This is a genomic window from Coralloluteibacterium thermophilum (assembly GCF_042654365.1).
Taxonomy (GTDB): domain Bacteria; phylum Pseudomonadota; class Gammaproteobacteria; order Xanthomonadales; family Xanthomonadaceae; genus Coralloluteibacterium; species Coralloluteibacterium thermophilum.
The window spans coordinates 147,801-161,831 of the sequence record NZ_JBHSGG010000033.1 but is presented as its reverse complement, the minus strand read 5'-3'; the positions used below and the strand labels follow the sequence as shown (position 1 = coordinate 161,831).

19 protein-coding genes are annotated in these 14,031 nt (G+C 66.6%); 18 read left to right on the top strand and 1 reads right to left on the bottom strand.

The genetic code is table 11. From position 1 onward, the window contains the following. Positions 1-175: 175 nt before the first annotated feature. The 18 genes from ACFO3Q_RS12380 (at position 176) to putP (ending at position 11,681) form a co-directional block, all read left to right on the top strand. Positions 176-568 carry a TIR domain-containing protein gene (locus tag ACFO3Q_RS12380; protein ID WP_377005029.1) on the top strand — a complete coding sequence of 131 codons (393 nt, stop codon included), beginning with the start codon at positions 176-178 and terminating at the stop codon, positions 566-568. Next, positions 568-1,113 (top strand): RipA family octameric membrane protein, encoded by a 546-nt coding sequence (locus ACFO3Q_RS12375; protein ID WP_377005028.1) that lies wholly within the window; start codon positions 568-570, stop codon positions 1,111-1,113. The genes ACFO3Q_RS12380 and ACFO3Q_RS12375 overlap by 1 nt, the downstream gene beginning before the upstream one ends. Positions 1,114-1,194: 81 nt before the next feature. After that, complete coding sequence (locus ACFO3Q_RS12370; protein ID WP_377005027.1) at positions 1,195-1,557, top strand: DUF3775 domain-containing protein; 363 nt, start codon at positions 1,195-1,197, stop codon at positions 1,555-1,557. 58 nt (positions 1,558-1,615) lie between these two features. Beyond that, the gene (locus ACFO3Q_RS12365) at positions 1,616-2,119 is read left to right on the top strand and encodes a DUF6998 domain-containing protein (RefSeq protein ID WP_377005026.1); all 504 of its coding nucleotides are present in this window, start codon (positions 1,616-1,618) and stop codon (positions 2,117-2,119) included. Between the two features lie 666 nt (positions 2,120-2,785). After that, the gene (locus ACFO3Q_RS12360; RefSeq protein ID WP_377005025.1) at positions 2,786-3,169 is read left to right on the top strand and encodes a PH domain-containing protein; all 384 of its coding nucleotides are present in this window, start codon (positions 2,786-2,788) and stop codon (positions 3,167-3,169) included. 109 nt (positions 3,170-3,278) lie between these two features. Next, positions 3,279-3,746 carry a DUF4262 domain-containing protein gene (locus ACFO3Q_RS12355; protein WP_377005024.1) on the top strand — a complete coding sequence of 156 codons (468 nt, stop codon included), beginning with the start codon at positions 3,279-3,281 and terminating at the stop codon, positions 3,744-3,746. Positions 3,747-3,804: 58 nt separating this feature from the next. After that, the gene (locus ACFO3Q_RS12350; protein ID WP_377005023.1) at positions 3,805-4,215 is read left to right on the top strand and encodes a hypothetical protein; all 411 of its coding nucleotides are present in this window, start codon (positions 3,805-3,807) and stop codon (positions 4,213-4,215) included. 90 nt (positions 4,216-4,305) lie between these two features. Then, a complete protein-coding gene (locus tag ACFO3Q_RS12345; protein WP_377005022.1) occupies positions 4,306-4,893 on the top strand; it encodes a hypothetical protein in 588 nt (195 codons plus the stop codon). A gap of 20 nt (positions 4,894-4,913) precedes the next feature. Next, positions 4,914-5,318, top strand: coding sequence for a DUF7079 family protein (locus ACFO3Q_RS12340; RefSeq protein WP_377005021.1), 405 nt, complete (start codon positions 4,914-4,916; stop codon positions 5,316-5,318). Positions 5,319-5,371: 53 nt separating this feature from the next. After that, positions 5,372-6,082 (top strand): class I SAM-dependent methyltransferase, encoded by a 711-nt coding sequence (locus ACFO3Q_RS12335; RefSeq protein ID WP_377005020.1) that lies wholly within the window; start codon positions 5,372-5,374, stop codon positions 6,080-6,082. 112 nt (positions 6,083-6,194) lie between these two features. Further along, complete coding sequence (locus ACFO3Q_RS12330) at positions 6,195-6,620, top strand: PH domain-containing protein (RefSeq protein ID WP_377005019.1); 426 nt, start codon at positions 6,195-6,197, stop codon at positions 6,618-6,620. A 3-nt stretch (positions 6,621-6,623) separates the two neighbouring features. After that, on the top strand, positions 6,624-6,896 hold the full coding sequence (locus ACFO3Q_RS12325; protein ID WP_377005018.1) for a hypothetical protein: 273 nt from the start codon (positions 6,624-6,626) through the stop codon (positions 6,894-6,896). Between the two features lie 30 nt (positions 6,897-6,926). Further along, positions 6,927-7,265: a hypothetical protein gene (locus ACFO3Q_RS12320; RefSeq protein ID WP_377005017.1), complete on the top strand. Its 339-nt coding sequence runs from the start codon at positions 6,927-6,929 to the stop codon at positions 7,263-7,265. Between the two features lie 27 nt (positions 7,266-7,292). Further along, entirely contained in the window at positions 7,293-7,796 is a 504-nt protein-coding gene (locus ACFO3Q_RS12315) for an SRPBCC family protein (protein ID WP_377005016.1), read from the top strand. After that, positions 7,789-8,022, top strand: coding sequence for a DUF4287 domain-containing protein (locus ACFO3Q_RS12310; protein ID WP_377005015.1), 234 nt, complete (start codon positions 7,789-7,791; stop codon positions 8,020-8,022). The genes ACFO3Q_RS12315 and ACFO3Q_RS12310 overlap by 8 nt, the downstream gene beginning before the upstream one ends. Positions 8,023-8,056: 34 nt before the next feature. Next, the gene (locus ACFO3Q_RS12305; RefSeq protein ID WP_377005014.1) at positions 8,057-8,509 is read left to right on the top strand and encodes a GFA family protein; all 453 of its coding nucleotides are present in this window, start codon (positions 8,057-8,059) and stop codon (positions 8,507-8,509) included. A gap of 115 nt (positions 8,510-8,624) precedes the next feature. Beyond that, on the top strand, positions 8,625-9,119 hold the full coding sequence (locus tag ACFO3Q_RS12300) for a TspO/MBR family protein (RefSeq protein ID WP_377005013.1): 495 nt from the start codon (positions 8,625-8,627) through the stop codon (positions 9,117-9,119). 1,068 nt (positions 9,120-10,187) lie between these two features. Then, complete coding sequence (gene putP / locus ACFO3Q_RS12295; RefSeq protein WP_377005012.1) at positions 10,188-11,681, top strand: sodium/proline symporter PutP; 1,494 nt, start codon at positions 10,188-10,190, stop codon at positions 11,679-11,681. Between the two features lie 193 nt (positions 11,682-11,874). Here the strand turns inward: putP and ACFO3Q_RS12290 are convergent, their stop codons facing one another. After that, positions 11,875-13,497, bottom strand: a complete 1,623-nt coding sequence (locus ACFO3Q_RS12290; RefSeq protein ID WP_377005011.1) for a serine hydrolase — start codon at positions 13,495-13,497, stop codon at positions 11,875-11,877. Positions 13,498-14,031: the final 534 nt, after the last annotated feature.

Sequence of the window (14,031 nt, the reverse complement as noted above, 5' to 3'; positions counted from 1 at the left end):
TCTTGGACATGGCAACACCCGTACATGGGGGCGTTGCACTTGGAGCTTGAGCCTAAGCTGTTACCTTGTCGGCGCAACGTCTAACTATTCATTCAACCCGAACGGGTTTCGCCCGTCGGCTTAATTCAGGCGTTAGGCTCTTGCGGCCTGTTTCTCGATAACTTTGGGGGGTCAAATGACGACAAAGCAACGTGCGTTCATTAGCTTTGACTATGACCATGATGAGGGAGCAAAGATCATGCTGGCCGGTCAAGCAAAGCTGCCTGACAGCCCATTTGAGTTCAAAGACTCTTCGGTCAAAGAGCACCTGACCGGAGACTGGAAAGAGAAGGTCCGTCGACGCATGGACAACGTCGATGTTGTAGTCGTCCTTTGCGGAGAGAAAACGCACACTGCATCAGGCGTTTCGGCTGAGCTTGAAATTGCCAAGTCAAAATCCAAGCCATACTTTTTGCTAGCCGCATACGCGGACAAGAGCTGCACTAAACCAGCTAGCGCCACAGCGAGCGACAAACTCTACAAATGGACGTGGGACAACCTCAAGACGCTTATCCACGGAGGGCGCTGATGGTTGACGTGCCGAAAAACAAACTTTGGAATGATATCCAGGAGGGGGCCACCTACCCCGCAAACGACAAGTGGCACTCCCATCTATTAGATCAGTACAAACTGTACGTCGAGATGGCTGATCGCATCAGCCAGAGACGCACCACGGCAAACACATATTTTCTAAGCGTCAATTCCGCAATTCTCGCGTTCGTTGGCTACCTAACAACTGAGTCAAGTCCGGAGTACATGTGGCTACTGGCGCTTGCTGGCTGCATGCTCACGTTGTTTTGGTACAACATCATCATTTCTTATCGGAATCTAAATTCGGCTAAGTGGCAGGTGGTGCAAGACATTGAAAAGCGCCTGCCAATCAGTCCCTATGACGCCGAATGGGATACAGTGCAGAGGGGTATCAACCCAAAGCTCTACCGCCCCATTTCACACATCGAGAGCTGGGTTCCTTGGGTTTTTCTTCTTCTGCACCTGATTGTCTTCTTCCGCACTTTCCCGTGGGGCGGAATCGCTAGTATGGTCCAACGGCTCTATGACTGCGCGGCATCCTAGGCAAGGGCCTAACAATTCTTCAAGTGGAAGCCGCTTCGCGGCTCCACTTAACTCAGGCGTTAGATTGCAATGGAGGCTTCCGTGCTACTCAAAGAGCTAACAGCCAATGATATCAAAGAGATCGCTGGCATTGCGAGTGTCAGAGCACAGATCGACAGACCGGAGGAGTACCAGCTTGGTGAAACTCCTAGTCCTGCTTGGGACGCCTGGAGAGCTGCCTCAGCAAACCTAGCAGCCCGTATAGATTCCCTTTCCAGCCTGGCAAAGGCGGAGCTCACCGCTTTGGCGTGGCTCGGCCGGGGCGACTCGGGCGACGACTTCGCAGCGCTGGTGGCCCATGCCATCCGCTCGAGTGACGCGGGAGATTGCAGATACCTGGCGGCCAAGACTCCGCTGCATACCTATTTATCAGATGGCGCGCGCAAACTCGGCGTTGCAATCTAACAATTCATTCAAGCCGATGCCGCTTCGCGGCACGGCTTAACTCAGGCATCAGGCGCACATGGCCGATCCTCTTCACCCCGTAGAAAAGGTGCCTAGCTTAGTAGGTCAGCTCTACGCACTTGTTGCGCAGCTAGAGGCGCTTTTCCCTGGTCGGCGGTTTACCCCGGACGGCCACTTGGTCGGAAGCATTGGCGAGGTTATTGCTGCGCACCGCTACGGCTTGGCACTACTTCCACATTCGGCTCGGGGCCATGATGCGCGCGCGCCTTCTGGCGCGCTGGTGGAGATCAAAGCCACGCAGGGTAGCTCCGTGGCGCTTCGCGAACAGCCAAACCACCTGATCGTTCTGCACCTCTCCAAGCAGGGCGAGGCCTCGGAGGTCTATAACGGTCCCGGCGCTCTGGTTTGGTCTGCTGCTGGCGCGATGCAGCGCAATGGGCAGCGGCCGGTGTCGCTGTCAAAGCTCCGTATGCTCATGGCGCAGGTGCCCGAGGCCTTACGCCTACCGGAGTGTGGACCTAACAGTTCATTCAAACCGACGCCGCTTCGCGGCGCGGCTTAACTCAGGTGTTAGGCGCCATGAACAGCTATAACCTCCCGCCCGACTCAGAGACTCTAACGACGCTCAAATGGCTCGAAAATGGCGTAGTGTCAGCTGCTTCATATCGCGTATTTCCGCCCTTTGCTAAGTGCACGCAGCTGTTCCTGCAATGTGCAGACGGTCGTTGGGTTGAGCTGGCAGTCCGGGGGGGAGGATTTGGAGTTCAAGTTTGAGGTTTTCACTTTGCATGTGCGGCCAGCAGAGCGCATGAACCCAACGGAACGCCACGATCTGATCCTCATTGCGCCGGTGGAGGTCACCCCTCTACTCACGGAGGATTGGTTGGACCCGGCGGTGCCACAGGGCCAACGCTCGGCTCGGATCCTGTAGTGCAATGCGTAGGGGTGCCAGGCTCAGCTTCGGAATCTGCTAGTGCAACCTGCCGCTACCTGGGCGGCGTCCGGCTTCGTGATGCGAAGGGCGTGAACTTTTTGTGGCAACGTCGCGCTTCCCCTACGACCTGCATGTAACAGGCATCTCGCATGACTCGGAGTTCACTGAAAGCCACTACGTGGCTGTCGGGCATGGGGCCTAACGATTCGTCAAAGCCGATGCCTCTTCGCGGGTCGGCTTAAATCAGGCGTCAGGCCGGCGCTAACAATCCGGCCACTCAAGGGGGAGCAAGATATGGCAGAGACCGCTGGAATTCTGGCCTGGGCCTTAGTGTCGGAATGTCCGATCCCAAATGACGTAAATGATATCCTGGTCGCTGGCGAAACGGCCATTGCGGCGTACAAGACGTTCCGGGATGCGGCCGTCTTTACAAACAAGCGCCTTATCGTCAGGGATGCTCAAGGTTTCACTGGAAAAAAAGTAGAGATCTATTCGCTACCCTATTCGTCGATCTTCATGTGGTCGTCCGAAAACGGGCATGGCATGTTCAACTTTAACTCGGAGATTGAGCTTTGGACCAAGGCGGGTCATATAAAGGTCAACCTCAACAAAGGCATAGACGTCCGCCGTCTCGACAAACTCATTGCGGATGCAGTACTCCAGGCGAAGCCGGCCTAGCGACGCTCATGTGGAACCTTGAGGTGTGGATGAAATGGGGCGTGGCTGATGGCTCGTTCAAGCTGAAGCTGTTTTGCGGGCCGGCTCAATTCAGGTGCTTGGGGTGCTGATGAACGATTACGAGCGCAACATACTCGCTCATATCGACGAGTACGGCTGTAGTGTTACCTCTGTCTTTGATCCGGACGGTGAGGGCCCGCCGTTCTCCTACTCCATCGGCATCGTCAGATCTGCCGGTGCTCCCGAGTTGATCGTTGTCGGGTTGGGCTCGAAGATCAGCCACTGGCTCGTGAATGAGTACAACCGACGGGTTCAGGCGGGTGACCGCTTTTCTCAAGGAGTTCCGTATTCCGGGTTCCTGGAGGGCTTTGCGGTACAGTTCGGCCCGGTCGATCGTCATCACCGCAAGGAGTACATGCGCTCCGCCCATTGGCTGCACGGAGGGACAGACTTCGAGGCGTTGCAGCTCATCTGGCCCAGCACATCGGGCGTTTGGCCATGGGACCCGGAGGCTGATGACGCGTTCCGCCGCAGTCAACCGCTTCTCGCGGGCGTGGCATCCGGTGACGCGCCCTGACAGGTGATTCAAGCCGAACCCGGTCTGCGGGTCGGCTCAACTCGGGCGCTCAGCGCGCATGGTTGTTATCGGGAAGCTGGAGTTGGAAGACAAGCCGCCGCTCATTCTTGTCGTAGCCGCAGTGGCCTACATGGCGTACCTCGCATGGCTGCTCATGGTCAATTTCGCTCCCGTCGTTCTGGGGCGCTTCGCGCTCTCGGGCCTGCTGTTCTTCTTCGTGCTTCGGGGAAGCAGGGTGGCGGGCAATATCCTGGCGGTCCTGTGTGGACTCAGTGCGCTGATTATTCTGGCTGACATCATCGCGGTGTTCCCGGTGAGTCCGGGTGCCGCGGCACAGTTCGGCATCATTGCGGGCTTGTTGGCGGCGTTTTCGGCGTACCTGTTCTTCAGTCCGGGAGTGCGCGCCTTCCAGGGCGGGCGTCGCACGAAGGTCCGCAGAGGGGCGGTTCCTGGGGACGGGGCGGGCTGAGCGCCGACTCCGCTGTCGCCATGCGTGGCCGGGTAGACGGGCTCTCCCTGGCGCGCTTCGTCCTGTTCCGTTTTTCTCGTAGGAGAGTCAGTGAAAAGACGTGATCTGCTCGCTGCGATGCTGGTCGGTGCGGCGACGGTCGAGCTCTCCGGTTGCCTGACGTACGCGCTTCGCGAGTCCCGTTGGCAGGAGCGCGTGGATGCCGTGCTGATGTCTTCCGACATGGAGAAGATCGCGTTCGTCGGCTCCGACTACGACTATGTCTTCGCGGACGCGCATGATTTGGCCGCAGTCATAGGGAGCAGCATACACAGCAGGGTGACGGCGAACGTCTCCATGTTCGATGTGGATCGGGACAATGCCGTGTACGGATCGGTCACGCTTTGGCTTTCTGAGGAGGACGAGGACGTCGAGGCGGAAGCCATTTCGCTCGGCTTCCAGAGGTCAATGGACGGCCGCCTTTCCCGGGGAATCAGGCTTGTCGGGAAGCGCTACAGGAAGAATCCGGACATCGAGCTGCTCGATTCGTACAGGTTGAACAAGTCCTATACAGTGCCAGTGACGGCACCTCGGAGCTGGGCGCTCCTTCTGCTTTCGCCCCTCACGGTTGCAGCCGACGGCGTCCTTCTTCTGGCTGCCGTTCCGGTTGTCGTCGTCGCCATTTCAATATCGAAGTAGGTGCCCCTGATGGTTCGCCCATGCATCCGTCCATGATGGCCCTTCGATCCCGTACCCGGGCGATGCGCTTTTCGCCTGCCGAACTGGAGCTCCGCCGCCCGGTCTGGGTCGCGCTCAGCGAGCTCTATCTCGATACGGAGCCGGGCTGGCGGCGTGTGGCGGCGGTGTGTGCGGCGTCGCCCTTCGGGCTTTCGCAGTTGCAGCGCATCCTCTTCGACGAGGTCCACCCGGTGCTGCGGTGGAACATCCATGCCGTAACCGGCGTGTGGGATGGTTTCGACGAGGCGTGGCTGGTGGCGTCCATCGTCGCGCGGCGACGCCCGTTGCTGCGGATGTCGTGGTTCGAGGCGCGACGCTACCCTTGGCGGGAACTGGCGCCGCTGGTCGTCGCGGCGCGTCGGGAGTCGGGAGCGGCGGCCGGGTGAGGCGGCAGGCTGCGGCCGACGGAACATTTGGAAGCAGGCTGTAGGGGAAGAGGATGGAGCAGGACGAGATCACCGCGCTGTTCGACCAGCAGGCCGCGGGCTACGACGCGCAGTGGGCGAAGACGGCGCCGATCCGGGACTGCCTGCACCTGCTGGTCGACGCGGCGTTCGCGGCGCTGCCGGCGGATGCGCGGGTGCTCTGCGTGGGCGTGGGGACGGGCGTGGAGCTGGCCTGGCTCGCCCGGCGCAACCCGGGCTGGCGCTTCACCGCGCTGGAGCCGTCGGCGCGCATGCTCGACGTCTGCCGGGCGCGAGCGGAGGAGGAGGGCTTCGCGGCGCGCTGCGATTTCCACGAGGGCTACCTCGACTCGCTTCCGCCTGGGGCGGCCTTCGATGCCGCGACCTGCTTCCTCGTGTCCCAGTTCATCCTCGACCAGGAGGCGCGGTCCGGGTTCTTCCGGGAGATCGCGCGCAGGCTCAAGCCGGGCGGCGTTCTTGCGAGCTCCGACCTGGCCTCGGACATCGGGTCGCAGGACTACGACGTGCTGCTGCGCGCATGGATGAACATGATGTCGGCGGCGGACGTCGCGCCCGAGGCGATGGAACGCATCCGCAGGGCCTACGCGACCGATGTCGGCGTGCTTCCCCCGGGCCGGATCGCCTCGATCATCGCGGCAGGCGGCTTCGATGCGCCGGTACAGTTCTTCCAGGCGGGGCTGATCCACGGCTGGCTGTCGCGCCGCGCCAGGGAGCGTTCCGCGTGACCGGCCGCCCGCACCGTCGCCGGGCGATGGCGTCGCGAGCGCCACGCTGCGCGCTGGGAGTGACGGTGCGGCCGGGAGCGCGATCCGACCGTCCATAGCCGAGGTGCACCGCATGTCGATCGTCCACCGCTCCAAGGTCGATGCCTGGCTGCTGGTCGTGCTCGTCCTGGTCGTCGTCGTGCCCCTGTTCGCGAGCGCCGTGCTGCTCGCCGACGGATCGGCGGCGGCGTGGGTGGCGTTGCCGTTGGTCGCGCCCGGGGCGGTCCTGCCCGCGTGGCTGCTGCTGGGCACGCGCTACGTGCTGCAGCTGGGGCTGTTGACCGTTCGCTGCGGGCCATTCGCGTGGCGGGTTCCGCTGGCCGAGGTCACGGGGATGCATCCGACGCGCAATCCGCTGTCCAGCCCGGCGCTGTCGCTGGATCGGCTGCGCATCGACTACGGCGTCGGCAGGTCGATCATGGTGTCGCCGCGCGACAGGGCGCGCTTCGTCGAGGACCTGGAGAGGCTGCGCGCCGGCGCAGGTCGCATGGAGAGCTGAAGCATGACCGGGAAGATCGATCCGTTCTCGCGGTGGAGGGAGATCCGCAGGCAGGGCGCCTGGCGGTTCGTCCTCCTGTGGGGTGCCCTGGCCTGGGGACTGGGCACCGCGGCGCTGTACTGCGGGTTCATGTGGCTCGTCGCCGACGTGGACATGCGCAGGCTCCTGCCGTTCGCCGTCCTGTTGTTCCCGGTGGGTGGGCTCGCCTGGGGAGGCATCATGTGGTGGATCGCCGAGCGCCGGTATCGGCAGCATGCAGCGGCCGGCGGCGCCTGACGGCTCGCCATCATCCTGGAGGTCCGGCACATGTCCGGTTCCGCGTTCTCCAAGGACGAACGCAGCCGCCTCCGCGAGCTGGCTGGTGAGGTGTACGAGACGGAGCTGGGCCAACTGCTGGAGGAACTCGATGCCGAGTTCGCGCGCTGGCGGGTGGGCGAGCTGCCCGCCTCGGAGCTGCTCGCCGCCATCGAGGATTTCCAGCAGAACCAGGCGCACGAGCTGGGGTCGCTGTATCGCGGGCTGAAGGAGCCGGAACTCGTGGCCCGCGGCATCGCGCAGGGGCTGTTGCCCCGCGCCGCACTGGATCCGGTGCTGCTCGCGAAGCTCGACGGGCTCGTCGCGGGCTGTGCACCGCATGGCGGGTAGCCGCCGGGACGACCGTCGGTCTGTCGAATGCGGTCCCCGACGTTCGACCAGCAGGCATCCCAACCTGCCGGAAGGAGCCCTGCCATGCCCAGCACCATCCACCTCCACCGCGTCTTCAGGGCGCCGCCGGAGCGCGTCTACCGCGCCTTCCTGGAACCCGAGGCCATGACCAAGTGGTTGCCGCCATACGGGTTCACCGACCATGTCGAGCACGCGGACGTGCGCGTCGGCGGGACCTACCGGATGGCGTTCACCAACTTCGGCACCGGCACGCGGCACGCCTTCGGCGGCGAGTACCTGGAGCTGGTGCCGAACGCGCGCATCCGCTACGCGGACCGCTTCGACGACGCGGGCCTGCCCGGCACCATGCAGGTCACGGTGCTGCTGAAGGCGGTCGCCGTCGGCACCGACATGGCGCTGGTGCAGGAGGGCGTGCCGGATGCGATTCCCGCGGAGGCCTGCCATCTCGGCTGGCAGGAATCGCTGGCGCAGCTCGCGAGACTGGTCGAGCCGGAGATTCCCGATGCCTGAGCGCGACGCATCCGCGCAGGGAAAGGCGAAGGGGCCGGCCTCCTACTTTCCCTCCATCGAGAAGACCTACGGCCGCCCCGTCGCGCACTGGCTCGCATTGCTCGACGGGCAAGGCGCGCGTCCGCACATGGCCCTGGTCGCCTGGCTGAAGTCGGAGCACGGCCTCGGCCATGGCTACGCGAACGCACTGGTCGCGTGGCACCGCAGCCGGTCCGTCCAGGGCTGAAGCGCGGCCGCGCAGCGGGCATCATGCCGCCTGCATGACCACGACCTCCTTCCTGCAGCACTTCGCGGGCGGCTGCCGTTGCGGCGCGCTGCGGGTGGACCTCGCGCTGCCCAGCGGGATCGCCCTGCCGGCGCCGCGCGCCTGCGACTGCGGGTTCTGCACGCGGCACGGCGCCGCATGGCTGTCGGACCCGGCGGGACGGCTGACGATCGAGGAGGCGCAGCCGGGCGCACTGGTCGCGGCGAGGCAGGGCTCAGGGAGCGCGGGCTTCCAGGCCTGTGCGCGCTGCGGCGATCTCGTCGCGGTGGTGTTCGCGGATGGCGACACGCGCCATGCGGCCGCCAATGCGCGCTGCCTGCGCGATGGAGCGGCCTTCGGTGAGCCCGTGGTCGTCTCTCCCCGGCAACTGGCGCCGGCGGAGCGGCAGGCGCGCTGGCGCACGCTGTGGATGCACGACGTGCGGATCGTCCGCCTGCCGATGGGATAGGCGGACCTGGGTGTTCCGCACCGCGGAGGCCCCGACGTCGCTGCGATCCTCGCCCTCGCATCGTCCCCACGCGGGCCTGCGTATTCGTGCGGGAAACGGCAACCGAACGGCGACGATGACGGCGAAGCGCGGGCGAAGGGCGGGGTCGGGGCTGGCGGGGTGGTTGGCGCTGGTGTTCCTGGCAGCGGCGATCGGCAGCGTCGCGTCGTCGGGATCCACGGGCTTCTACCTGTCGCTGGACCGCCCCGGCTGGGCGCCGCCCTCCTGGCTGTTCGCGCCGGTGTGGACGGTGCTCTACCTGATGATGGCGATCGCCGCCTGGCTGGTCTGGCGCGCGCGGGGCTGGGACGGTGCGCGGACGGCGCTTTCGCTGTTCGTGCTGCAACTGGCGCTCAACGCCCTGTGGACGTGGCTGTTCTTCGCCTGGCGCGTCGGCGCCGCCGCCTTCGCGGAGATCGTCGTGCTGTGGGTGCTGGTCCTCGCGACCTGCCTGCTGTTCTGGCGCATCCGGCCGCTCGCCGGCGCGCTGCTGGTGCCGTACCTGGCTTGGGTCGGCTTCGCCACGGCGCTCACCTTCACCGTCTGGCGGGCGAATCCCGGCGTGCTCTGAGGGGGGGCGGGTGGCTCCTCGCGCCTGGCCCGTCTGCGGGATGCCGTCGCCTCCGCGCACTCGCCCTCCCGGCAAGAAGCGAGGCATGAGGAGTGAGAAACGAGGGAGGGCCAGCTGCCTGTACTCGCTTCTCACACTCTTCCACTCGCGCCTCGAGGAGCGCGCTGCGCGCTCACCCCCATCCCAGCCTTCCCCCGCAGGCGGGGGAAGGAGTGGGTCGCGAAGGGCGTACAGGCTCTCGTGCCATGCCGGTCCAGCAGGAGCCTTCCCTCGCAAGCGAGGGAAGTAGCGGGCGTTTCTCACTCTTCATGCCTCACTCCTCGGGAGCAGGTCGCGAGGGCATGCAGGTTCTCGTGTCATGCCGGCTGTCCAGAAGGGGCGCCGCTCCCGACGAAGCGCAGTCCGCTCCCTCCCCCGCGGACAGCGGGGGAGGGCTGGGGAGGGGGCGCTTTCGAACCAGAAACGAGGCATGAGGCGTGAGAAACGAGGGAAGGCCAGCTGTCCGTACTCGCTTCTCACCCCTTCCACTCGCTCCTCAAGAAGCGCGCTGCGCGCTCACCCCCATCCCAGCCTTCCCCCGCAGGCGGGGGAAGGAGCGGGTCGCGAAGGGCGCGTGGGTTCTCGTGCCAATGCCGGTCCAGCAGGAGCCTTCCCTCGCAAGCGGGGGAAGTAGCGGGTGTTTCTCACTCCTCATGCCTCACTCCTCGGGAGCAGGTCGCGAGGGCATGCAGGTTTTCGTGTCATGCCGGTCCAGCAAGGGTGTGCGTTCCCGGCGAAGCGCAGTCCGCTCCCTCCCCCGCGACAGCGGGGGAGGGCTGGGGAGGGGGCGCTTTCGAGCGAGAAACGAGGCATGAGGCGTGAGAAACGAGGGAAGGCCAACTGCCCCCACTCACTTCTCACTCCTACCCACTCACTCCTCAAGCACATGCATGACCTCCGGCCGCGGGGTTGGCGTGGCGATTCCGATAGGCTTGCCGCTTCGCCGTGGCCCGCGGCCTGGTGTCGCGGTGCATCGAGACTCCATCGACCCGCCGACGCCGTCCGTCCGCGGTCCGTACTTGGACAGGCATGAACATCGCGACTCCGACCAACGTCTCCTTCGCCCTCTACATGCTCGCGCTGTGCGTAATCGGCTTCATCGCCTGGCGCCGCACCACCGACTTCGACGACTACATCCTCGGCGGGCGAAAGCTCGGGCCCGGCGTCACCGCGCTCTCGGCCGGTGCGTCGGACATGAGCGGCTGGGTGATGATGGGCCTGCCCGGCGCGATCTTCGCGACCGGCCTGTCGGAATCGTGGATCGGCGTCGGCCTGGTCGCGGGCGCCTGGGTCAACTGGCTGCTCGTCGCGGGGCGGCTGCGCGTCTACACCGAGCGCGCGCGCAATGCGCTGACCCTGCCGGACTACTTCACCCATCGCTTCGAGGACCGCAGCAGGCTGCTGCGGATCCTCTCGGCACTGGTGATCCTGGTGTTCTTCTCGCTGTACGTCGCCTCGGGCGTGGTCGCCGGCGGCGTCCTGATCCAGGGCGTGTTCGGCATCGACTACGCCTACGCGGTGTGGATCGGCGCCGGCGTCACCATCGCCTACACCCTGGTCGGCGGCTTCCTCGCGGTGAGCTGGACCGACGCGCTGCAGGGTCTCCTGGTCCTGCTGGCCCTGCTGATCCTGCCGGCCGTCGCGGCCTTCGCCAACGGCGGCTTCGCGGAGTCGGCGGCGCTGGTGGAGCAGGTCGATCCGCAGCGCCTGCAGTGGATCGGCGCGGGCGGCTGGATCGCGGTGGTGTCGGGCCTGGCCTGGGGCCTGGGCTACTTCGGGCAGCCGCACATCCTCGTGCGCTTCATGGCGCTGGATTCGCTGGCGTCGGTGCCGAGGGCGCGCCGGATCGGCATGAGCTGGATGATCCTCTGCCTGCTGGGTTCGCTCTGCGTCGGCTTCTTCGGCATCGGCTGGTTCGCGCGCAACCCGGAGCTTGCCGGCCCGGTCCTCGCCAACGAGGAGACGGTGTTCATCACCCTCACGGGGCTGATCCTCAACCCCTGGGTGGGCGGCTTCGTGCTCGCCGCGATGCTGGCGGCCATCATGTCCACCCTCAACAGCCAGCTGCTGGTGTGCTCGAGCGCGCTGACCGAGGATTTCTATCGCGCCTTCCTGCGTCGCGATGCCGGGCAGCGCGAGCTGCTCTGGGTCGGCCGCATCACCCTGCTGCTGGTCTCGCTGCTGGCGATCTGGATGGCGCGCGACCCGGAGGCGAGGGTGCTCGACCTGGTCTCCTACGCCTGGGCCGGCTTCGGCAGCGCCTTCGGGCCGGTGGTGCTGATCTCGCTCATGTGGAAGCGGATGACCCGCGACGGCGCATTGGCCGGCATGCTGGTCGGCGGCGTGGTCGCGCTGGTGTGGGGCAGCCAGAAGTGGTTCGGGCTGTACGAGATCATCCCCGGTGCGCTGTGCGCGTCGCTGGCGATCGTGGCGGTGAGCCTGCTCGGCCGCCCGCCCCAGGAGAGCGTGCGGCGCACCTTCGACGAGGTCCAGGCGGAGGTCGCGAACGGCGGGCGGGGCTGACCGCCACTCGCGTCTCGCGCCTCCCAGCTCCTCGCGCTGCGCGCTCACTCCCATCCCGGCCTTCCCCGGCAGGCGGGGGAAGGTGCCGGTTGCCGTGGGCATGAATGCCGCCGTTCCTCCTGCCGCCGGCAGCGCGGGAAGGCTCCTCCGGCCGGAGCGCGGGCGGTGGCGGTCCTCGGCGCGGTGGCGCCGGTCAGTCCTCTGCCACCGGCGTCAGTCGAAGGTCGTGGAAGTCGAAGCTGAAGTCGGTGAGCGGCGAGATCGCTTCCATGCGTGCCTCGCGGACCGCGCCGTCCGGCGTCAGCGCGAAGCCGAGGAAGGCGTCGGCGTTCAACTGGCGGTCGCGCCAGCGCACGATGAAGGTGTCGTGCTGCCAGTGCTCCAGGTCGCCCACCAGCTGCGGTGTGCGGGCGAAGCGCATCACCAGGCCGCGGCCCTCCTGCACGACGTGGATGTCGCCGTACCAGGGATCGCGGTAGGTGGCGGCATAGCCTGCCAGCGGCAGTGACGGCGTCGAGCGGCGGTCGCGGGCGGCCTCGTGCCTCGCCCAGTCCTCCGCGGCCTCGTCGTGCTGGCGGCCGAGCGCCGCGGCGTAGGCGCCGGGCCAGTCGTGGTCCGGCGCGTCGAGCAGGCGGTCGAGCACGCGCATGGTGATCGCCTGGAAGGCGGCGCCGGCCTCGGCATTGGTCAGCACCACCACGCCGGCGTTGCGGCCGGGCACGAGGGTGAGGCGCGAGACCATGCCGGGCCAGCCGCCGGTGTGCCACACCAGCTTCTCGCCGCGGTAGTCGGAGAGGCTCCAGCCCTCGCCATAGCCGGCGAAGTTGGGCGTGGCGCGGCGCAGCTCGGGCACGCGCGGCTCGGGGATGGTCTGCGGGGTCACCAGCGACCACATCGCCCTGTGTCGCGCGGCGCTGAACAGGCGTTCGGCGTCCTCGCCCTCGCCGCGGATCACGCCGCCCGCGAGCTGCACGCGCATCCACTTGGCCATGTCGTGCGCGCTGGAGTAGAGGCCGCCCGCACCGGCCACGTTCGCCCAGGTCAGCGGCGCGACGGGCGCGAGTTCGGTGAAGTCGGCCTTGGCGTGGCCGGTGGCCGCGGCGTCGTCCGGCCGCAGGTGGTCGGCGTTGAAGCGCGTCTCGCGCATGTCGAGCCGGTCGAAGATGCGGGCCTGCAGGAACTCGGCGAAAGACTGCCCGCTCACCGTCTCGACGACCTGCTGCGCCACGCCGTAGAGGATGTTGTCGTAGGCGTACTTCTCGCGGAAGCCGCCGGCCAGCGGCACGTGCGCGAGACGCTCGACGACCTCGCGGTTGCTGTAGGTCGTCGCAGGCCAGAACAGCAGGTCGCCCGCGCCCAGGCCCAGCCCGCTGCGGTGGGTCAGCAGGTCGCGCAGGCGCATCTCGCCGGTGACGTAGGCGTCGGACATGCGGAACCACGGCAGGTGCTGGATGACGCGGTCGTCCAGCGAGAGCCTGCCGTCGTCGGCGAGGATCGACAGCGCCGCGGCGGTGAACGCCTTGGTGTTCGAGGCGATGGCGAACAGGGTGTGCGCGTCGACCGGCTCCGGCCGGCCCAGTTCGCGCACGCCCCAGCCGCGCGCCAGCACCACCTCGCCGTCCTGCACGATGGCGACCACGACGCCGGGCACGTCGAAGCGCGCCTGCACCTCGGCGACGTAGGCGTCGAGATCGGCGAAGACCGCGGCGGCGTCCCGCGTCGCCGCCGCCGTCGGCGCGGGCGCCTGCGCGGGGACGGCGGGCGCTGCCGTGGCGAGGAGGGCGGCGAGGGCGAAGGCGAGCGGGCGAAGGTGCATCGGCGGACCTGGGGACGGGACAGCGGCCGACGATACCGCAGTGAGGGGCGGGTGAAGAGGAGTGGGCAGGGCGTGCAGGCCGGCGGCAGTGCGCGCTGCGCGTTCATCCCTCGACCTCGCTTCTCGTTCGAAAGCGCCCCCTCCCCAACCCTCCCCCGCTGCGCAGGGGAGGGAGCGTGTGAGGCTTGGCGGGAGGTGCCGCAAAGCACCGAAGCGCCTCATGACGCGGGCATCGGGCGGATCGAGCACATCGGCGCGCAGGTAGCCAGCGCCGTCGCCGCCTGCGAGGAAAGGCGAGGCATGAGGAGAAACGAGGGAAGGCCAGCTGCCCGTACGCGCTCCTCGCTCCTCTCCGCTCACTCCTCAAGCGCGCGCTCACCCCCATCCCGGCCTTCCCCCGCAGGCGAGGAAAGGAGCGGGCGCGAGCGCGAGGGCGTGCAGGTTCTCGCGTCATGCGGGCCATCCAGAAGGGGTCTGCCGCTCCCGACGAAGCGCAACCCGCTCCCTCCCCCGCGCAGCGGGGGAGGGTTGGGG